Source organism: Allochromatium humboldtianum (assembly GCF_013385175.1).
Lineage (GTDB): Bacteria > Pseudomonadota > Gammaproteobacteria > Chromatiales > Chromatiaceae > Thermochromatium > Thermochromatium humboldtianum.
Map to the genome: position 1 here is coordinate 62,973 of NZ_JABZEO010000011.1, position 20,462 is coordinate 83,434.

Annotated in this window: 16 protein-coding genes and 1 riboswitch; of the genes, 7 read left to right on the forward strand and 9 right to left on the reverse strand. The window is 64.6% G+C overall.

Annotated features, from left to right (window positions below):
* Nucleotides 1–13: 13 nt before the first annotated feature.
* Nucleotides 14–295, forward strand: a complete 282-nt coding sequence (locus tag HW932_RS15465) for an RnfH family protein (protein ID WP_176977392.1) — start codon at nucleotides 14–16, stop codon at nucleotides 293–295.
* 86 nt (nucleotides 296–381) lie between these two features.
* Nucleotides 382–1,488 (forward strand): FAD:protein FMN transferase, encoded by a 1,107-nt coding sequence (locus HW932_RS15470; protein WP_246296857.1) that lies wholly within the window; start codon nucleotides 382–384, stop codon nucleotides 1,486–1,488.
* A gap of 60 nt (nucleotides 1,489–1,548) precedes the next feature.
* Here the strand turns inward: HW932_RS15470 and HW932_RS15475 are convergent, their stop codons facing one another.
* Nucleotides 1,549–3,405 (reverse strand): V-type ATP synthase subunit I, encoded by a 1,857-nt coding sequence (locus HW932_RS15475; protein ID WP_176977393.1) that lies wholly within the window; start codon nucleotides 3,403–3,405, stop codon nucleotides 1,549–1,551.
* A 302-nt stretch (nucleotides 3,406–3,707) separates the two neighbouring features.
* On the opposite strand from HW932_RS15475, the gene HW932_RS15480 reads away from it, so the two are divergent.
* Nucleotides 3,708–5,744, forward strand: coding sequence for a sodium-translocating pyrophosphatase (locus HW932_RS15480; RefSeq protein ID WP_176977394.1), 2,037 nt, complete (start codon nucleotides 3,708–3,710; stop codon nucleotides 5,742–5,744).
* Between the two features lie 33 nt (nucleotides 5,745–5,777).
* Here HW932_RS15480 and HW932_RS15485 read toward each other — a convergent pair whose 3' ends face one another.
* From HW932_RS15485 to metK, 8 genes are all read right to left on the reverse strand, one after another.
* Nucleotides 5,778–6,209 (reverse strand): type II toxin-antitoxin system VapC family toxin, encoded by a 432-nt coding sequence (locus HW932_RS15485; protein WP_176977395.1) that lies wholly within the window; start codon nucleotides 6,207–6,209, stop codon nucleotides 5,778–5,780.
* Nucleotides 6,206–6,454 carry a FitA-like ribbon-helix-helix domain-containing protein gene (locus HW932_RS15490; RefSeq protein WP_176977396.1) on the reverse strand — a complete coding sequence of 83 codons (249 nt, stop codon included), beginning with the start codon at nucleotides 6,452–6,454 and terminating at the stop codon, nucleotides 6,206–6,208. Before HW932_RS15490 ends, HW932_RS15485 begins: the two co-directional genes overlap by 4 nt.
* A 93-nt stretch (nucleotides 6,455–6,547) precedes the next feature.
* Nucleotides 6,548–7,864 (reverse strand): MFS transporter, encoded by a 1,317-nt coding sequence (locus tag HW932_RS15495; RefSeq protein WP_176977397.1) that lies wholly within the window; start codon nucleotides 7,862–7,864, stop codon nucleotides 6,548–6,550.
* A 210-nt stretch (nucleotides 7,865–8,074) separates the two neighbouring features.
* Nucleotides 8,075–8,932 carry a methylenetetrahydrofolate reductase [NAD(P)H] gene (gene metF / locus HW932_RS15500; RefSeq protein WP_176977398.1) on the reverse strand — a complete coding sequence of 286 codons (858 nt, stop codon included), beginning with the start codon at nucleotides 8,930–8,932 and terminating at the stop codon, nucleotides 8,075–8,077.
* A gap of 79 nt (nucleotides 8,933–9,011) precedes the next feature.
* Nucleotides 9,012–10,418 carry an adenosylhomocysteinase gene (gene ahcY / locus HW932_RS15505; protein WP_176977399.1) on the reverse strand — a complete coding sequence of 469 codons (1,407 nt, stop codon included), beginning with the start codon at nucleotides 10,416–10,418 and terminating at the stop codon, nucleotides 9,012–9,014.
* Nucleotides 10,419–10,439: 21 nt separating this feature from the next.
* Nucleotides 10,440–10,532, reverse strand: a riboswitch (S-adenosyl-L-homocysteine riboswitch).
* Between the two features lie 174 nt (nucleotides 10,533–10,706).
* Nucleotides 10,707–12,245, reverse strand: a complete 1,539-nt coding sequence (locus tag HW932_RS15510) for a GTPase family protein (RefSeq protein WP_176977400.1) — start codon at nucleotides 12,243–12,245, stop codon at nucleotides 10,707–10,709.
* An 11-nt stretch (nucleotides 12,246–12,256) separates the two neighbouring features.
* Nucleotides 12,257–13,639: a YcjF family protein gene (locus HW932_RS15515; protein WP_246296858.1), complete on the reverse strand. Its 1,383-nt coding sequence runs from the start codon at nucleotides 13,637–13,639 to the stop codon at nucleotides 12,257–12,259.
* Between the two features lie 133 nt (nucleotides 13,640–13,772).
* Nucleotides 13,773–14,963, reverse strand: a complete 1,191-nt coding sequence (gene metK / locus HW932_RS15520; RefSeq protein WP_176977401.1) for a methionine adenosyltransferase — start codon at nucleotides 14,961–14,963, stop codon at nucleotides 13,773–13,775.
* Between the two features lie 211 nt (nucleotides 14,964–15,174).
* Here metK and HW932_RS15525 point away from each other — a divergent pair, with 211 nt between their 5' ends.
* The 4 genes from HW932_RS15525 to HW932_RS15540 all read left to right on the forward strand — a co-directional run bounded on the left by HW932_RS15525 (nucleotide 15,175) and on the right by HW932_RS15540 (nucleotide 20,405).
* Entirely contained in the window at nucleotides 15,175–15,732 is a 558-nt protein-coding gene (locus HW932_RS15525; protein ID WP_176977402.1) for a thioredoxin family protein, read from the forward strand.
* 276 nt (nucleotides 15,733–16,008) lie between these two features.
* A complete protein-coding gene (gene tkt, locus HW932_RS15530; RefSeq protein ID WP_176977403.1) occupies nucleotides 16,009–18,012 on the forward strand; it encodes a transketolase in 2,004 nt (667 codons plus the stop codon).
* A gap of 87 nt (nucleotides 18,013–18,099) precedes the next feature.
* Nucleotides 18,100–19,101, forward strand: a complete 1,002-nt coding sequence (gene gap / locus HW932_RS15535; protein ID WP_176977404.1) for a type I glyceraldehyde-3-phosphate dehydrogenase — start codon at nucleotides 18,100–18,102, stop codon at nucleotides 19,099–19,101.
* A 122-nt stretch (nucleotides 19,102–19,223) separates the two neighbouring features.
* Nucleotides 19,224–20,405 carry a phosphoglycerate kinase gene (locus HW932_RS15540; protein WP_176977405.1) on the forward strand — a complete coding sequence of 394 codons (1,182 nt, stop codon included), beginning with the start codon at nucleotides 19,224–19,226 and terminating at the stop codon, nucleotides 20,403–20,405.
* Nucleotides 20,406–20,462: the final 57 nt, after the last annotated feature.

Consider the following 20,462-nt stretch of genomic DNA (forward strand, 5'->3'; position numbering starts at 1 on the left):
GAGGATTAGAACCATGCTCGTCGGCGTCGCCTATGCGGACAAATTCAAACAGACCTGGCTCAAGCTCGACGTGCCCGAAGGCAGCACGCTGCGCGAGGCCATCGAGCGCTCCGGCCTGCTCGAACGCTTCCCCGAGATCGACCTGAGCGTCAACAAGGTCGGCGTCTTCGGCAAACTCAGCCGACTCGACACCAAGCTCAACGATGGCGACCGGGTCGAGATCTACCGGCCCATCACCGTCGATCCCGAAACCGTCGAGCGACGCGACCGTCAGGACGCCGGCGACGAGGATTGATGCACCACTGTTGCCGAGAGAGCGTACTCCGGGTGATTTCCGCCTAAAATGCCCTCAACCGTACTTCGGTCATCGAGGACCACCCCATGCGCTTTCATCATCCGATCCGGCGGAGTACCGACACGGGTCTCGGGTTCGCCGCTCAGGCGGCGTTACTCATCGTCTCGCTGCTCGCCCTGAGCGGCTGTACCGAACGCACCGACCCCATGATCGAGCTGTCCGGCCCGACCATGGGCACCTATTACTCGGTCAAGATCGCCCGGCCGCCCGAAGGATTGAGCGCCGAGACCCTCGAACCGGAACTGATCCAGGTACTCGACGCCGTCATCGCGGAGATCTCGACCTATGATCCGACCTCGGAGCTGTCGCGCCTGAACGCCAATCCGAGCACCGACTGGATTCCGGTCTCTCAGAATCTGCTCACCGTCATCGCCGAAGGTCAGCGTATCGCTGAACTGACCAATGGAGCCTATGACGTGACCATCGGCCCGCTGGTCAACCTCTGGGGCTTCGGTCCCGAGCGCCGCCCCGACCGGCTGCCTTCCGAGGCCGAGATCCAGGCCGCGCGCGAGCGGGTCGGTTATCAAAAGCTCGAACTGCGCGACTCGCCGCCTGCCGTGCGCAAGGCGCGGGGCGATCTCTACATCGATCTCTCCTCCCTCGGCGAGGGTTATGGTGCCGACCGGATCGTCGACTGGCTGGAGTCGCGCGGCGTCACGGATTGCATGGTCGCCATCGCCGGGGCCATCCGCGCCAAGGGACTCAATGCCAAGGGCCAGCCCTGGGGCATCGCCATCGAACAGCCGCTGCCCGATCGACGCGCCGTGCATCGGGTGATTCCGGTCTCGGGCCATGCACTCTCGACCTCGGGCGACTATCGCAACTTCTTCGAGAAGGACGGCAAGCGCTACTCGCACGAGATCGACCCCATGACCGGCGCCCCGGTCGACCGCCAGCTCGGATCGGTCACAGTGATCGGCGATGTCGGCATGATCGTCGATGGACTGGCCACCGCGCTCATGGTACTGGGCGAGGAACGCGGCCCGGCACTCGCCGAAGTGCAGGGGATCGCGGCCTATTTCATCGTGCGCGAGGGCGAGGACTTCCGGGGCATCGCCTCACCTGCACTACAAACGTATCTGGACATGGCGGCGCAAGCTTCTTCAGCCGCGCTGACCAACACCGAACGCTGAAAGCCATCCCGCTCGCCTGCACAGCGCCAAGGATAGAGGCGCTCCCGACGATTGCCGGCTTCATCCGTGTCCAGGCGGCGGGCGCACGGTCTCGGCCGAGGTGACGGGCCTCGGCACCGGCCGGAACAGCCGGCCCTTGGCCTGCAGGAAATGTCCGAAGAACTCGAACAGAACCAGGCGCGTGGTCTGTACGAAGACCACCAGCCCCTCGATGACGATCTCGAAAAAGTTGCCGAGCACGATGATCAGCAGCCATCCGACAGGCTGCTCCACGCCATCGGCCAGGGTGATGATGGTGTGCGAGAAGGCGGCGTGCGCCAGGGCGAAAGCGCCGACACGCGCAAACGAGATCGTGTTCAACATCAGCTCGAAGAGGCTGAACAGCAACCGCCCGCCGGCACCGGCCAGAACCCAGAGCCCCTTACCGCGCCCCTGCCACAGACTCCCGACGACATAATGCACGAGCGCCAGACCGGCGACCGTCAGCGCCCGTGTGTCGAACAGGGCCGCCAGCAGGGACAGATAGAGCACCAGCACCGCCGCATCGACGGCCAGCCAGTGACCGAGCGTTCCCGACCACTTGGCCTCGACTCCGGAGAAGATCAGCCCGAGCAACAGGAGTCCGACGCCGAAGACCATCGGGACGATCAGAATGAGCAGCGGATCGTCGAACGGCCTGACCCAGAGCGCGGGCAGCCACTCCGAAAAACCGAACACCTCGCCAAACAGCAGTCCGAAGACCATGGCGGCCAGCCCGCACGGCAGCAGGAAGCGGATGTCGGGCCAGCGCCGCCAGAAGAGCACGGCGAAGCCGGTCAGCAGCAGCCCATGACCGACGTCGGGGAACATGTAACCGAAGAGCAAGGGAACGATCAGCGCCAGCAGGCCGCTGGGATCGATCTCCTGACGGCCGGGCGTGCCCCAGAGCAGCAGGAGCGGTCGAAAAGGCTGCGCCCAACCGCTCTGCAATGTGGTGACTGGAGGCGCGGTCATGGGCGGCGGGTCCGGATAACGCACCACGGCTTCGATGCCTGACTCCCAGAGTTCGCGCTGAAGCCTTTCGGGATCCTCAGCCGTGGTCCAGCCGGTCACATGACACAGCTCCAGACCGTCCAGATAGCGCGAAGCCGTATCCAGGTACCAGGCCAGGGTTTCCAGGTTGGCGCGCGCCTCGGCGATCTCGGGGTCGTGGCGCAGTGCGCGCAGCTCGGCCTCCAGTCGCGTGATCTCGCGCTCCAGCTCGGAGGCATGGTCGCGGATCTGACGCACCCGCTGCGCCGGATCGCCGCTCAGCCAGGAGGGGACGCCAACCTGTTCGCAGCCCTGCTCCACGACCAGATGACTGATGACGGCGCGCTGATCCCGCAGCCCCAGCATGAACAGGAAGTCATGGCGCGGGCCGCGCACGATCAGGGCGGTCTGGCCGGCGACCTCATCACCCTCCGGGCAGGACGCCTTGGGACAGACGAAGAGACATTTGCACAAAAAGCGCGTCTCCGAGAACAGCTCCCGGAGTTCGATACCGTCCCGACGCATGGCCCACAGGGCTTCGCCGAGCAGGCGCAGTTCCTTGCGTTCCGCCTGCTGCTCGGCCAGTTGCTCTTTGAGGAAGTCGACGCGGGCACTCCAGAGGCGCATGCGGTGCAGCGCCTGATTGGCGAGATGGACCGGATTGCCGAGCAGCGCGGTCGGTCGATGCCGCCCGCCCGGCAGATCGTCGCGATGGCTGTCGATGAGCGTGCGGGCGCGTTGAACGAAGTAGTGCAACCGATGGGTATCCATCGGTTCGGAGAGGCGTGGGTCCGTTTCGAGCTCGACCACACCACTCTGGGCGATGATTTCGATCCCGCGCACCGTCTGTTCATGGGGCAGATAGGTCTCGAACCATCGGGCCTGGACTGGACGAAAGCGCAACATCGACTCGACCCTCCTTACGTAGCCGCTCAGTGCCGGATGTTCGACAATCCGGCCGATCGGGTGCAACGACCTCAGCGTCGGATCAGCAGGGCCGGCTCGATCAAGGGTGCCGATGGCGATACCGGCCGAACGCATTCTGCCACGGCGTCGAATGCGGCTCACCCATTCGAGCGGCCTCTGTGTTAAAGTTCCGTGCCGTTTTTGGCGGCAGATCGGTTCGTCCGCAGCCGTATTTCAGACGTTGCGATTGTCGCCACTGCTCGGCTCATTCCAACGCTAACCCGTAAAACGGGGGGATACGTATGTCGACAGATTTCGTTCTTTGGCTCGCCATCGGCTCTGGGGGCCTGGCCATCGTCTTCGGCCTCGCGGTCGTGGCCTGGATCACCGCCCAGTCGGCCGGCTCCGAACGGATGCAGGAGATCGCCGCCGCCATCCAGGCCGGCGCCCGAGCCTATCTCAATCGGCAGTACACCACCATCGGCATGGTGGGCGCAGGACTCTTCGTCGTTCTCTGGCTGTTCCTCGGCATGGCCACGGCGGGCGGTTTCGCCGTCGGCGCCATCCTCTCGGGTCTGGCGGGCTATATCGGCATGAACGTGTCGGTGCGCGCCAATGTCCGCACCGCGCAGGCCGCGACCGTCAGTCTCGAATCGGCGCTGGCCGTTGCCTTCCGCGGCGGCGCCGTGACCGGCATGCTGGTGGTCGGCCTGGGTCTGCTGGGCGTGGCCGGTTACTTCCTGTATCTGGGCGCCGATGAAACGGCGCTCCATGCCCTCATCGGTCTGGCCTTCGGCGGCTCGCTGATCTCCATATTCGCCCGACTGGGCGGCGGTATCTTCACCAAGGGCGCTGACGTCGGCGCCGATCTGGTCGGCAAGGTCGAGGCCGGCATCCCCGAGGACGATCCGCGCAACCCGGCGGTCATCGCCGACAACGTGGGCGACAACGTCGGCGATTGCGCCGGCATGGCCGCCGACCTGTTCGAGACCTATGCCGTCACCATCATCGCCACCATGGTTCTGGGCGGACTCATGTTCAAGGGCGCCGACGGCGGCGTGAACATGGACTATGTCCTCTACCCGCTCGCCCTGGGCGCGGTCTCCATCATCGCCTCCATCGTCGGCGCCTTCTTCGTCAAGGTCAACGACGGCGGCAAGATCATGAATGCCCTCTATCGCGGCACCGCGGTCGCTGGCGGTCTGGCGTTCGTCTTCTTCGCCATCGTCACCGGATTGATGATGGGCGAGCACTTCTTCTCGCTGCTGTTCTGCGCGCTCATCGGTCTGGGCCTGACGGCGGCGCTGATGTTCATCACCGAGTACTACACGGCCACTGAGTACCATCCGGTTCAGTATGTGGCCGAAGCCTCGCAGACCGGACATGCCACCAACGTCATCGCCGGTCTGGCAATCTCGATGAAATCCACGGCGCTGCCGGTGCTCGCCGTCTGTATCGCGATCTGGGCGGCCTATCTGGCCGCCGACCTCTACGGCATCGCCATCGCCGCCACCGCCATGCTGTCGATGGCCGGCATGATCGTCGCCCTCGACGCCTATGGCCCGATCACCGACAACGCCGGCGGCATCGCCGAGATGTCGGGGCTGCCCGAGGACGTGCGCAAGACCACCGACGCGCTGGACGCCGTCGGCAACACCACCAAGGCCGTGACCAAGGGTTACGCCATCGGCTCGGCGGGTCTGGCGGCGCTGGTTCTGTTCGCCGACTACACCCACAACCTGGAAGTCGCCGGCAAGATGCAGGTCTTCAGCCTGTCCGATCCGGCGGTCATCATCGGTCTGTTCATCGGCGGTCTGGTGCCCTATCTGTTCGGCGCCATGGCGATGGAGGCCGTCGGTCGCGCCGCCGGTTCGGTGGTCATCGAGGTGCGCCGTCAGTTCCGCGAGATCAAGGGCATCATGGAAGGCACGGCCAAGCCGGACTACTCGCGCGCTGTCGATCTGCTGACCAAGGCCGCCATCAAAGAGATGGTCGTCCCCTCGCTGCTGCCGATCCTGGTTCCGGTCGCGGTGGCCATCGGCATGAACATCCTCATGGGCGACGGCGCCGGTATCCGCGCGCTCGGCGGTATGCTGATCGGCACCATCGTCACGGGGCTGTTCGTGGCGATCTCGATGTGCACCGGCGGCGGCGCCTGGGACAACGCCAAGAAGTATGTCGAGGAAGGCAACTTCGGCGGCAAGGGTTCCGAGACCCACAAGGCGGCGGTTACGGGTGACACCGTCGGCGATCCCTACAAGGACACCGCCGGTCCGGCCATCAACCCGCTGATCAAGATCATCAACATCGTGGCACTGCTCCTGGTGCCGCTGCTCTGATCGCGATCCGGCCCGTTTGAAGCAAGGCGCGGCTCAGACCGCGCCTTGTTCGTTCCAGGGATTGACGACTGGAGTTCGGAGATCCTCGAAGTGGCGCGCGTTGCGCGTCGCGAGGGTGGCATTGCGGGCTTCGCAGATTCCGGCGATCTGAGTGTCCCGCATATCCACGGGACGCCCTGTTCGACACCGTTCACCGGCCAACCGTGCGGCCTGATTGGCCGCCGCTGTGTCGAATACCAACACACGCCCTTCCAGATCTTCGTCGAGCAAGGCCGTGAAAGCCTCCTCCAAGGCGCGCCGTCGTTTGCCGTGCGCCAGTCGATGCAGACCGTAGCGAATCTCGAACACATTGATCGCGGTCGTCCAGACGGACTCGGCCGGCTGCTGATCGAGCCAGTCCACGACGCCGGCCTCCGGCTGCGATTGCATCAAGGCGGACAGTACGTTGGTGTCGAGGACGATCATTCGCCGAACGTCGCCGCCCGCGCCTCGGAACCCTGGAGTTCGGGCAGATCCGTGTCGAGTCCCTGGTTTCTGAAGCGAGCAGCGATCCGTGAACCCAACCGACTGGGCGGGGCCTGTTCTTGACGAACCGCATTGCGGAGGATTTCGCGGATCTCTTCTTCCATGCTGTTTCCGTGACGTGCGGCGCGGCGCTTGAGTCCCTGTTTGACGACGTCCTCCAACTCTCTGACGATGACTTGTGCCATGACAGCTTCACCCATGAGCGGTGTTTCGCAATAGATAGCATGATAGCACGCCAATCCTTGGGGCGTGCTACGCGCCTATTCGAACGCCAGGATTCAGACCTTCTCCAGCGCCGCGGCCGGCTTGGCCGGTCCACTCAGCCGCACGACCACGCAGAGCGCCAGCAGCAGCACATTGACGGCTCCCACCAGCACGAAGGGCGCATAGGGCGCGACCCCATCGAACAGCCGCCCGCCGATCGCGGTGATGATCAGGATGCCGATCGCGCCGGCGACGTTGAACGCGCCCATCACTGAGCCGCGCTTGTTCAGAGGCGCCTCCTGCCCCACGAGCGACTGCGAGGCCAGATAGACGCTGATCTGACCGATGCCGAGCAGCACGCAGAACAGCCAGGCTGAGCCGGGCGTCGGATCGGCCATCCAGATCACTGCCAGATTGCCAACCGCCGCCAGCGCCATCGACAGCGCCAGCCCCGTCACCCGGTCCATCCGGTCCATGAACGGCCCCATGATCGGCGCCCACACCAGGGCCGCGACCTGCGCCAGCACGAAGATGAGGGTGCCATTCTTGACCGCTTCGGCCGAGTCCATACCGACTGCCAGCCCCGCCGTCGTGCCCCACAGGATCAGGAAGACGGCGTTGACTGACTGATCGCCGCGTGCGATGAAGGCGGCCAGATAGGCGAGCAGGATGCGCGGATTGCGCGCCTGTGCAAAACCGCTGACGAACAGATCGCGCACCGACAGGCGCTCCTCGTGATGTATCGGCGTGCCCTTCTGGAGTCCCAGCCAGACGAGGACGGCGACCACGACGGCGATGCCGGCCACGATGTAATGGGTGACATAGCCCGCCTGGATACCGTCCAGGCCATCGGCGGTCAGCGTCTTCGGCAACCCGCCGAAGAACTGGTTGATGACGACGATCCCCAGCCCGCTGAGCACCCCCACGGTGGCCACCAGCTTGCCGCGCGAGCGTTCGGCCGGATAGTCGGCCATCACGGTCGAGAGCGCGGTGGCGACCGTGACCACGCCCAGCGCATAGATGATGCGATAGAGATAGAGATCATCGATCGAGCCGGCCATCGGATAGAGCACATAGGTCACGGCCAGCAGCAGAAAACCGATGGCGAAGATCAGACGCCGGCCGACACGGTCGACCAGGATGCCGGCCGGGATGAACAGCGCCAGGGTGATGATCTCGGTCCAGAACACCAGATCGCCGCTGATGGTGCCCTGCACGTCGGTCGGGATGCCGAGATGGGCGTTGAGGATATAGGTCTGCCCGACGGCGATGAAGGTCATCAGACCGATGGAGAAGAAGGCGCCGAACAGCAGGGTCGCGGCCTGCATGCGCGTGACGCTGGGCGCAAGGTGGATCGGGCCGAGTCGGTAGAGTCGATCGAGGTCGGACATGGCGTGGGTCTCAGGCCGGGTGGCCGGGGGTGGTTGATGGATGCAATAGCGCATTATTCCATCCGCCGCGCGGCACGTCTCGACCGGAGCGACCCGTCATGCAGAAAAGAAAAAGCCGCCCCAAATCAGTGGGCGGCCTTGAACAAGGAGGAGTGGATGATTTCCGTGGCTGAGATTAGCAACCCGGAACCATGAATGATTTGAAAATTCTCAATCCGACAGGCCCAGCTCACGCCACAGGCGTGTCACTGGCCCCGATTGATTCATGGTGTAGAAGTGCAATCCAGGGGCGCCGCCCTCGATCAGCCGACGACAGAGGCCGAGCACCACCTCGTGCCCGAAGGCGCGGATGCTCTCGACATCGTCGCCATAGCCTTCGAGCCGCCGCCGGATCCAGCGCGGGATCTCGGCTCCGCAGGCATCCGAGAAGCGTGCGAGCTGGGTGTAGTTGGTGATCGGCATGATGCCGGGAACGATGGGGATGGCGATCCCGGCGCGCTCACAGCTCTCCACGAAGCCGAAATAGGCATCGGCGTTGTAGAAATACTGGGTGATGGCGGCATCGGCGCCCGCCTCCACCTTGCGCTTGAAGTTCTCCAGATCGCGCGCCGGGCTGCCCGATTGCGGGTGATACTCGGGATAGGCCGCGACCTCGATCGTGAAGGCATCACCGAACTCGGCGCGCACGAAGCTCACCAGCTCGTTGGCATAGCGGAAATCGCCGCTGTTGCCCGCGCCCATGCCGGACGGCAGATCGCCGCGCAGCGCCACCAGACGATTGATGCCCTGTTCGTGATAATGCGCCAGGATCTCAAGCACCTGATCGCGCGTCGAGCCGATGCAGGCCAGATGCGGTGCGGTATCGATGCCCTGCGAACGCAGCCAGGCGACGGTCTCGAACGTCCCCTCGCGGGTCGAGCCGCCGGCCCCATAGGTCACGGAGAAATAGGCCGGACCCAGGGCATTGATCTTCGGGATTTCTTGCTTGAGCTTGTCCATCCCCTCGGCGGTCTTGGGGGGGAACAGCTCGACACTGTAGACCCGCTTCGGGGTCGTGAAAGTCGTCATAACGCAGGCTCCAACATGACAACGCCGGTCGCGCACCGAAGCACGCGACCGGCGATTCAGGACGACAGACGATCCGTCATCAGTAGCGATAATGATCCGGCTTGTACGGACCCTCAACCGCTACGCCGATGTAGTCGGCCTGGGTCTTGGACAGCACCGTCAGTCTGGCGCCGATCTTTTCCAGATGCAGCCGCGCCACGTCCTCGTCGAGATGCTTGGGCAGCACATAGACGCCGACCGGATACTGCTCGGTCTTGGTGAACAGCTCGATCTGCGCCAGCACCTGATTGGTGAAGCTGTTGGACATGACGAAGCTCGGATGCCCGGTCGCGCAGCCCAGGTTCACCAGACGGCCCTGAGCCAGCAGGATGATGCGCTTGCCGTCGGGGAAGATGACGTGATCGACCTGCGGCTTGATCTCTTCCCACTCATACTTGGTGATGCCGGCGACATCGATCTCGTTGTCGAAGTGACCGATGTTGCAGACGATGGCCTGATCCTTCATGGCCGCCATGTGGTCATGGGTGATGACGTTGAGATTGCCGGTGGCAGTGACGAAGATGTCGGCGACCGGTGCCGCGTCTTCCATGGTCACGACGCGATAGCCTTCCATCGCCGCCTGGAGCGCGCAGATCGGGTCGATCTCGGACACCCACACGGTCGCGCCCAGACCGCGCAGCGACTGGCAGCAGCCCTTGCCCACGTCGCCATAGCCGCAGACCATGGCGATCTTGCCGGCGATCATGACGTCGGTGGCACGCTTGATGCCGTCGACCAGCGACTCGCGGCAGCCGTAGAGGTTGTCGAACTTGGACTTGGTGACGGAATCGTTGACGTTGATGCCGGGGAACAGCAGCGAACCGTTCTTGGCCATCTCGTAGAGACGATGCACGCCGGTGGTGGTCTCCTCGGTCACGCCCTTGATGCCGGCGGCCATCTTGTGCCAGTGCTCGCGGTCGCGCTCGAAGGTGCGGCCCAGCACGCCGAGGATCGCGGTCCATTCCTCGTTGTCGTCGGCCTTGGGCGCAGGCACGGCGCCGGCCTTCTCGAACTCCACACCCTTGTGGACCAGCAGGGTCGCATCGCCGCCGTCGTCGAGGATCATGTTCGGCCCCTTGCCGTCGGGCCAGTTGATGACCTGCTCGGTGCACCACCAGTATTCCTCCAGAGTCTCGCCCTTCCAGGCATAGACCGGGATGCCGCGCGCCGCAATGGCAGCGGCGGCATGGTCCTGGGTGGAGAAGATGTTGCACGAGCACCAGCGCACCTCGGCGCCGAGATCGACCAGGGTCTCGATCAGCACGGCGGTCTGGATGGTCATATGCAGACTGCCGGTGATGCGCGCGCCGGCCAGCGGCTTGTCGGCGGCGTACTTGCGGCGGATGGCCATCAGACCGGGCATTTCGGTCTCGGCGATGGCGATCTCCTTGCGGCCGAAACCGGCCAGATTGATATCGGCAACCTTGTAGTCGGTGAACTCACTCATGTGAATCAAACCTCGATAGAACGTGAGTGAGCGCCGTTGGAACAGTGAAATCCCGCCACCGAGCCTGGCCGGAATCCAGCGTCGTGGATTCGGGTTGCAACGCTCCTCGGTGGAAGGCGTGTCTGGGTTAACGTGGGGCCATGACGCGGAATTCCTCGCCCGTCATCGCCCTATCCGGCGAAGCGCTTCTGCATCGGGCGGTCATGCGGGTCAAACCGGCATTATAGATCCTACCTTCGGACCGGAGTACATCGTCTTCTTCGTTCGCGAACCGTAGACGATACGCGGTCATGGCGATCGCCATGTCCGGCTCAGCATCCGGCCAGCGAATGATTTGAAAGTGTCGATGAGATTCGGCGCTGTGAGCACGATGTCTTTCGACGTCCTGAACCAACCGTCCTTGCCCAACCCGCGTTCGAGCCGTTTCTGCTGTGCCTCGGGCAAAACCTGAATGATGGCCTGCTCCAGGGCCTCGCGATTCCAGAGCGGCTCACCGGGACGGATGGCCACCAGCGCACACTGATGCAGGGGCACGTCGAGTTGCTCACAGGCCGCCTGACGCGCCTCGCGCATCTCGCGTTCCTTCAGACCCGGCCCCTGATCCGGATCATACGGAGGCGTCCACTCCTGCGGCGGGTCGAGCGTATCAGCATGGGTCAGCACCAGCGCGCGCGGGATGCGGCGTGCCGTCCGGTTGCGTTCAGTCAGGGCATCGAGTGCGGCCAGCGCCCGTTGATCGGCGGCACGATCGGCGCGATTCGCCGCCGCGACCCACAGCACCAGATCGCTCTGCGCAGCCTGGGCCAGCCAGGGTTCTTTCGACCGGCCGTCACTGCCGGGACAGTCGACCAGGATCAGCTTACCGGCCTGTGCCGACTGAAATTCATAGGCGCGACAGTCGGCCGTGGCAGGCGTCAGCAAACCGACCGGCTCTCTGGCCTTGCCGAGCAGGGCATTGAGCAAAGCGGACTTGCCGGCATTCCGGCGTCCGGCCAGCAGGATCGTCAGCGGGGCGTCCGGCGTCTCCGTAAGAGGTTGCGGCGCGGTCGGCCGTAACTCATCGACCCGACGCCGATACGTGCCGGAGTACAGCTTGATCGCCGTCTCGCCGGCCTGCTCGATCAGGATCACGCCGACCTGTGCCTTCGCCGTCTCGCCGACACCGCTGAACACCTTGCCCGTCAAACCGCCGCGCAACTCCGCCAACAGCGCCTGGCTCGGATCGACCCAGCGCAACAGACGCAGGACGCTCCACCAGCGGCCGACCGGGCCGGCCAGATCCAGGAGCGTGACGACCCAGGACAGCTCGATGTGCCGAACCATCGGCAGCTCCAGCAGCACCCTCGTGCGCAGACGCTGTGCAAAATCCTCCACCATCAACAGCAGTTCCGGCAGCGTGAAGCGCCACAACGCCGCCTGATCGTCCGGTGAATAGGCTTGAGCCACGTCATGAAAAGCCCCCTGTATCAGGGGAGCGATGGCCTCGAAGCTGTCCAGATCCCCAGCCTCGACGGCTTCAGCACGCCGGCGCACGGCCTGCCGGGCGACGCGCTCGGCCTCCGAGGCCCCTGGAGAGGCGAAAGGCAGCGTGACGCGCGGCGGCTGTGGCCGATGCAGCTTCGACAGCGCCAGCCAGAAGCCGAGCGTGATCAGCAGCACCGAGCCGACCCACCAATACCAGGTCCAACCCTGATGCGCGATGAACCAAACGCCGGCGGCCAGTCCGGCCAGCCATGGAATCAGGATCAGGGCGCCGAGCAGTCCCAGCCACCAGAGTTCGCGCCGGTGGTGTCGCCGCAATTCACGCCAGGCGGACGTCTGCGTCATGTCGGCCGCCCCTATTCCCGATTGCGCTTGAGGGTCTTGTAACGATCGCGCGCCTCACGCAGAGCCTGATGGTAACGCGCGCGCAGTCGCTCGCGATCCAGGTCTCGTCCGGCGGCCTTCTCGCTGAAGTAGTAGAGCGACGCCTCGCCGATCGCCCAGGTGATGGCAAAGGTCCAGGAGGCGACGATCGCCGTGCCCCAGCCGAGTCCGACCTTGAGGATCTGCTGCGCCGCCCAACTGCCGCCGAAGCCCAGTGCGAAGCCGGCGCCGAGTGCGCCGACGAACTCGCGCCACAGATCCCAGCTGGTCGGAAAACCCAGACGCTGTGCAATCTGCACGACCATCGCCGCTTGCAGGCTGGCCGACCCCAGTCCGCCGGCCACTGGGACGGGTACGGCGTTCACCGTCGCCGCCACCATGGCCCAGGGCAGGATCACCTTGGCGCGAATGGCGGTCGAGCGTGCCGTGCATCCGCGCAAATGCTCCGAGACCTTCGGCAGGATCTGCTCCAGCACATCCCATAGGCGCTCGGCGCCATAGTCGGCCGGTGCGATGCCCTGCTCCGGGCGCGTGAAGTCCAGCGGCACGAACAGCGGCGGCGCGCCCGGAATCCGATCGAACAGCAGGCGCTGGGCCAGCATGACGCGGCTGAGCGGATAGGGAACGCCGGTGCGGTCGGCATCGTCCAGGCTGCCGTCGAAGGGGTATGGGTGGACATGGCGATCATGCTCGCCATAGCAACGATGCAGTCCGGTCTGAGCGACGATCACCGGCAACTCACGCCGACGGCTGCGCGTCCGGTCGACGATGTCGATGATGTCTTTGACATCCAGGTCATCGACCCGGAGCACCACCAACAGCAGGTGCGCCTGTTCAAGCGCCTGAGCCACTTCGGAGCCGAGGTCGCTGTCGGCACAGTCCGCGAGGCCGCGAGTGTCGAGAAAGCGCATCGCCGGCTTCTCGGGCGGAAAGTCATAGAGACGACTTTCCTGGGTCATGGGCTTGTAGCCGCGACCGACCTCGTCATAGCCCTGGCCGGTCATCTCGGCCACGATGCTGGTCTTGCCGGACTGGGTCTTGCCCAAGAGCCAGAGGACCGGCGCATCGGCATCGACCCAGGCGCGAGCCTGTTCCAGATCATCTTGCATGGCGTGCTCCCTGTGACATTTGCGAGTTCGGCAGCCGACCGGGGCTGATGAACTCTCGACCCGGTCCTCGAACATGAGGAGGCGAATCCGTGAGCCGTGAATGTCGTAGTTGCGATGGACGACGGCGTTGACGATGAGTTCGCGAAAGACCCGATCTGGGTACTGGAAACGGCTGTCGACTGTGCGTGTCGATTCGATGCGGCTGGGGCGAAACAGATTGCGCTTGATGACGGCGAGGGCGGACATCCTCCAGCTTGAACTCGACCGAGGCGTTTTCGCCCTGATCCAGGAGTCGTCGCACGCTGTCCGGGGTGATCTCCATGTCTAGCGAGACAGGCGCTCCCTCGCCCATCCCGCCGCCCATCAACTCAGGTCAAGCTCAAATCCCAGCCGCTGCGCGCAGCTCGTCGGCCTTGTCGGTGCGTTCCCAGGTGAATCCAGGCTCGTTGCGTCCGAAGTGACCATAGGCCGCCGTGTCCTGATACTTGATCAGCTCGCGGTTGGTCAGGTCGAGCATACGGATGATGCCGTAGGGACGCAGATCGAAATGGGCGCGGACCAGCTCGATGATGCGATCCTCGCTGATCTTGTTGGTGCCGAAGGTGTCGATCGAGACCGAGGTCGGCTCGGCCACGCCAATGGCATAGGACACCTGGATCTCGCACTTGTCGGCCAGCCCGGCGGCGACGATGTTCTTGGCCACATAGCGACCGGCATAGGCGGCCGAGCGGTCGACCTTGGACGGGTCTTTGCCCGAGAAGGCGCCGCCGCCGTGACGCGCCATGCCGCCATAGGTGTCGACGATGATCTTGCGCCCGGTCAGACCGCAGTCGCCCACCGGACCGCCGATGACGAACTTGCCGGTCGGGTTGATGTGGTACTTGGTGCTGGCGTCGAGCCAGCCGGTCGCGCCGAACACGGGCTTGATGATTTCTTCCATCACCGCCTCGTGCAGCACGCTCTCGCTGACGTCCTCGCTGTGCTGGGTCGAGAGCACCACCGCCTCGACACCGACCGGCTTGCCGTTGCTGTAGCGCATGGTGACCTGCGACTTGGCGTCCGGACGCAGCCACGGCAGGGTGCCGTTCTTGCGCACCTCGGCCTGACGCTTGACCAGCCGATGGGCATAGTCGATCGGCGCCGGCATCAGCATGTCGGTCTCGTTGGTGGCATAACCGAACATCAGACCCTGGTCGCCCGCGCCCTGGGCCTCCTCGCTCTCGCGGTCGACACCCTGGTTGATGTCCTTGGACTGCTCGCCGAGCGCGATCAGCACGCCGCAGTTGTTGCCGTCGAAGCCGCACTCGGAGTTGTCGTAGCCGATCTCCTTGACCACGCGGCGCACGACCTTCTCGTAGTCGATCTTGAGATCCGCGTCCGTGACCGTGATCTCACCGGCCAGCATCACGAAGCCGGTCTTGACCAGGGTCTCGCAGGCCACGCGCGCCTTGGCATGGTTGGGGTCGCGGCGATAGATCTCGTCGAGGACGGCGTCGGAAATCTGATCGGCCATCTTGTCCGGATGGCCTTCGGAAACGGATTCGGAGGTAAAGATGTAGTCCTTGCTCATATCGATCACGAGACCTGCGGTTCGGGGCGCCGGATGGCGCGTTGATGAAGCCGGGCATGATAGCGCGTCGATTTGGCTCTTGAAACCAGATACAGGGCCTGGAAACAGACGTCCACGGCCCCATTGTGCGGTGCAAGATTTTGAATCGGGCGGACTTCCGGTACCATCGCCCGATCACTACAACTCGAACCGACAGGCCCGGAGGACTTCCATGGTATCGACCGAAACTCCCCTCTGTGACTTTGGCGCCCCGGCTCCGGACTTCGCGCTCCCCGGGGTCGATGGCCGGATCTGGACCCGCGACCAGTGCAAGGGTCCGCGCGGTCTGCTGGTGATGTTCATCTGTAACCACTGCCCCTACGTGAAAGCGATCCGCGATCGTCTGGTGCGCGATGCGCGTGAGCTGGCCGCACTCGGCATCGGCTGCGTGGCCATCAGCTCCAACGACGTCAACGACTACCCCGAGGACTCCTTCGACCACATGAAGCAGGTGGCCGCCGAGTTCGATTTCCCCTTCCCCTATCTCTACGACGAAAGCCAGGCGGTTGCGCGCGCCTATGGCGCCGTCTGCACCCCGGACTTCTTTGGCTACGACAGCGAGCTGGGCCTCCAGTATCGCGGCCGGCTCGACGCCAGCCGCAAGGAAGCCGCCCCGCCGGACGTGCGCCGCGACCTGTTCGAGGCCATGAAACAGGTCGCCGAGACCGGCGCCGGTCCCGCCGAACAGATCCCGAGCATGGGCTGTTCGATCAAGTGGAAAGCACACTGAGACGCCTGCATCCGGTCGCTCGGTCTGGACGGTTGCGCACGCGCGTTCGTGCGTACCCGATAAAAATGCTGGCCATTTCGTGCGTCAATTTTTAATATTAGAAAATCACAAATCGCTGAACGTCCCCTGGCTCCTCGTGGCTACCCGCCCACGAACCCATCACCGATGCCGCGCCGCCGAGCGGATCGTCCGGCCGTCGTCACCGACGCGACGCTGCCGGCGGGGTACAGGCGCACGCTTTCCGATCATCGCCAACTCAATTTTCAGGAGGGGCTCATGTCCTCACGCAGAGAACTTGCCAATGCCGTCCGCGCGCTCGCCATGGACGCAGTCCAGAAGGCCAACTCGGGCCATCCGGGCGCGCCCATGGGCATGGCCGACATCGCCGAGGTGTTGTGGAACGACTTCATGCGCCACAACCCGAACAACCCGAAGTGGGCCGACCGCGACCGCTTCGTGCTGTCCAACGGCCATGGCTCGATGCTGATCTACGCCCTGCTCCACCTGACCGGCTATGACCTGGGCATCGAGGATCTCAAACAGTTCCGTCAGCTCCATTCCAGGACTCCCGGCCATCCCGAGTACGGCTATGCGCCCGGCGTCGAGACCACCACAGGTCCGCTCGGTCAGGGCATCACCAACGCCGTCGGCATGGCGATCGCCGAGAAGGCGCTGGCCGCGCAGTTCAACAAGCCGGGTCACGACATCGTCGACCACTACACCTATGTCTTCCTCGGCGACGGCTGTCTGATGGAAGGCATCTCGCACGAAGCCTGCTCGCTGGCCGGCGCTCTGGGCCTGGGCAAGCTGATCGCGATCTATGACGACAACAACATCTCGATCGACGGCGAGGTGCGCGGCTACGGCGACACGCCCGGCTGGTTCCTCGACGACACGCCCAAGCGCTTCGAGGCCTATGGCTGGCATGTGATCCCCAAGGTCGACGGCCACGACGCCGAGGCGATCCAGGCCGCCATCGAACAGGCGCGCGCCGTCTCCGACAAGCCGACGCTCATCTGCTGCCAGACCATCATCGGCTTCGGCTCGCCGAACAAGCAGGGCAAGGAGGAGTGCCACGGCGCCGCGCTGGGCGACGACGAGATCGCCCTGACCCGCGAGAATCTGGGCTGGAACCATGCGCCCTTCGTCATCCCGGACGGCATCCGTCAGGGCTGGGACGCCAAGGAGCGCGGTGCAGCGGCCGAGGCCGACTGGAACGCCAAGTTCGACGCCTACGCCAAAGCCTTCCCCGCCGAGGCCGCTGAGTTCAAGCGCCGCATGGCCGGCGAACTGCCCGCCGACTGGTCGGAGAAGGCCGACGCCTTCGTCAAGTCCGTGGTCGAGAAGGGCGAGACCATCGCCTCGCGCAAGGCCTCGCAGAACGCGCTCAACGGCTTCGGCCCGCTGCTGCCCGAGCTGATGGGCGGTTCGGCCGACCTGGCCGGCTCCAACCTGACCCTGTGGAAGGGCTGCAAGGGTGTCAGCAAAACCAGCGGCGGCAATTACCTCTTCTACGGCGTGCGCGAGTTCGGCATGTCGGCGATCATGAACGGCATCGCGCTGCACGGCGGGTTCATCTCCTATGGCGCGACCTTCCTCATGTTCTCCGAGTACGCGCGCAACGCGCTGCGCATGGCGGCGCTGATGAAGGTGCCCTCGATCTTCGTCTACACCCACGACTCCATCGGTCTGGGCGAGGACGGCCCGACCCATCAGCCGGTCGAGCAGATCCCGACGCTGCGCCTGATCCCGAACATGAGCGTCTGGCGTCCCTGTGACGCGGTGGAATCGGCCGTGTCCTGGAAGCTGGCGATCGAGCGCAAGGGCACGCCGAGCTGTCTGATCTTCTCGCGTCAGAATCTGGCTCACATGCCGCGTTCCGACGAACAACTGGCGAACATCGCACGCGGCGGTTACATCCTGCGTGATTGCGCCGGCGCCCCGGATGCCATCATCATCGCCACCGGCTCGGAGGTCGAGCTGGCCATCAAGGCCGCCGAGGCCATGAGCGACAAGGCGATCCGCGTGGTCTCCATGCCTTCGACCGACACCTTCGACCAGCAGGACGCGGCCTACAAGGAATCCGTGCTGCCCAAGGCCGTCACGGCGCGCGTCGCGGTCGAGGCGGCCGTGAGCGACGGTTGGTGGAAGTACGTCGGAAGCTCGGGCGCGGTGCTCGGCGTCGACCGCTTCGGCGAGTCCGCCCCGGCCGGTGCGCTGTTCAAGGAGTTCGGCTTCACGGTCGAAAATCTGGTCGCCAAGGTCCAGAGCGTCCTTTGAATCCTGGAACCACGCAGGACATACGGAGCCTGTGTGGTTCAAAATCGCTATTCGTTTTCAATCCAGCACTGAACGGAGCTTTAACGCATGACAATCAAGGTTGGCATCAATGGGTTTGGCCGTATCGGCCGCATGGCCTTCCGTGCGATCGCAAAGGATTTCCCCGGCATCGAGGTCGTGGCCATCAACGACCTGCTCGATCCCGACTATCTGGCCTACATGCTCAAGTACGACTCGGTCCACGGTAACTTCAAGGGCGACATCGCCGTCGACGGCAACACCATGATCGTCAACGGCAAGCGCATCCGCCTGACGGCCGAGCGCGATCCGGCCAATCTGAAGTGGGGCGAGGTCGGTGTCGATCTGGTCATCGAGTCGACCGGCTTCTTCCTCGACGAAGAATCCTGCCAGAAGCACATCCAGGCCGGCGCCAAGAAGGTGGTGCAGAGCGCGCCGTCCAAGGACGCCACCCCGATGTTCGTCTATGGCGTCAACCACAGGGAATACGCCGGTCAGGCCATCGTCTCGGCGGCCTCCTGCACCACCAACTGTCTGGCGCCGGTCGCTAAGATTCTGCACGACAACTGGGGCATCAAGCGCGGTCTGATGACCACGGTCCACGCCGCCACCGCGACCCAGAAGACGGTCGACGGCCCTTCGATGAAGGACTGGCGCGGCGGTCGCGGCATTCTGGAGAACATCATCCCGTCCTCCACCGGCGCGGCCAAGGCCGTCGGCAAGGTGCTGCCCGAGTTGAACGGCAAGCTCACCGGCATGGCCTTCCGCGTGCCGACCTCCGACGTCTCGGTCGTCGACCTGACGATCGAGCTGTCAAAGGAAGCCAAGTACGACGAGATCTGCGGCGCCATGAAGGCCGCGTCCGAGTCGGGTGATCTGGCCGGCGTCCTGGCCTACACCGACGAGAAGGTGGTCTCGACCGATTTCCGTGGCTGCCCCTATCCGTCGATCTTCGACGCCGAGGCCGGCATCGCCCTGGACGGCACCTTCATCAAGGTCGTGACCTGGTACGACAACGAGTACGGCTATACCTGCAACATGCTGCGTCTGGTCGAATACGTCGCCAAGTAAGCGACTGTGGCTCCCACGCTGGAGCGTGGGAGCCAGAGGCGTTAGAGCCATGCGCCAAGCCCCCAAGGTTTCGCGGATCGCTTTTGACATCACAATTCGAAACTCACGAGGAGACACGACTCATGTCCTTCATCAAGCTCACCGACCTGGATCTGGCCGGCAAGCGGGTGCTGATCCGCTCGGATCTGAACGTCCCGGTCAAGAACGGCAAGGTCACGTCCGACGCGCGCATCACCGCCTCGATGCCGACCTTCGAGCACTGTCTCAAGGCCGGCGCCAAGGTCATGGTCATGTCGCATCTGGGGCGCCCCGAGGAAGGCGTGTTCTCCGAGGCCGACTCGCTCCAGCCGGTTGCCGAGGCGCTCGCCGCCAAGCTGGGCCGTGATATCCGACTGATCCGCGACTATCTGGACACCCCGCCGACGGTCGCCGACGGCGAGCTGGTGCTGCTGGAGAACGTGCGCTTCAACAAGGGCGAAGGCAAGGACAATGAAGCGCTGTCCAAGCAGTACGCTGCGCTCTGCGACGTCTTCGTGATGGACGCCTTCGGCACCGCGCACCGCGCCCAGGCCTCGACCCACGGCGCCGGCAAGTTCGCCCCGGTCGCCTGCGCCGGTCTGCTGCTGGCCGAGGAACTGGACGCGCTCCAGAAGGCGCTGGCCAACCCGGCACGCCCCATGGTCGCCATCGTCGGCGGCTCCAAGGTCTCGACCAAGCTCACCGTGCTCGAATCGCTCTCCGAGAAGGTCGATCAGCTCGTGGTCGGCGGCGGCATCGCCAACACCTTCCTGGCGGCGGCCGGCTTCCCGGTCGGCAAGTCGCTGTGCGAGGAAGACCTGATCCCGACCGCCAAGGCGCTGATGGAGAAGATGACCGCGCGCGGCGCGTCCATTCCGATCGCCACCGATGTGGTCTGCGGCAAGCAGTTCGACGAGAACGAGCCGGCCGTCACCAAGGCCGCCGGCGAGGTCGCCGACGATGACATGATCTTCGACATCGGCCCGGATTCGGCGCAAGCCTTGGCCGACATCATCGCCAAGGCCGGCACCATCGTCTGGAACGGTCCGGTCGGCGTGTTCGAGTTCGATCAGTTCGGCGAAGGCACCAGGACCGTGTCCATGGCCATCGCCCAGGCGGCGGGCTTCAGTCTGGCCGGCGGCGGTGACACCATCGCCGCGATCCAGAAATACGACATCTACGATCAGGTCTCCTACATCTCGACCGCCGGCGGCGCCTTCCTCGAATATCTGGAAGGCAAGACCCTGCCGGCCGTGGCCATGCTCGAAGCACGGGCGAAGGACTGATCCGGCGTCGCGGCAACATGGGCGTCCGGTCGCTCACGCCTGGAACCGGCTGACGAC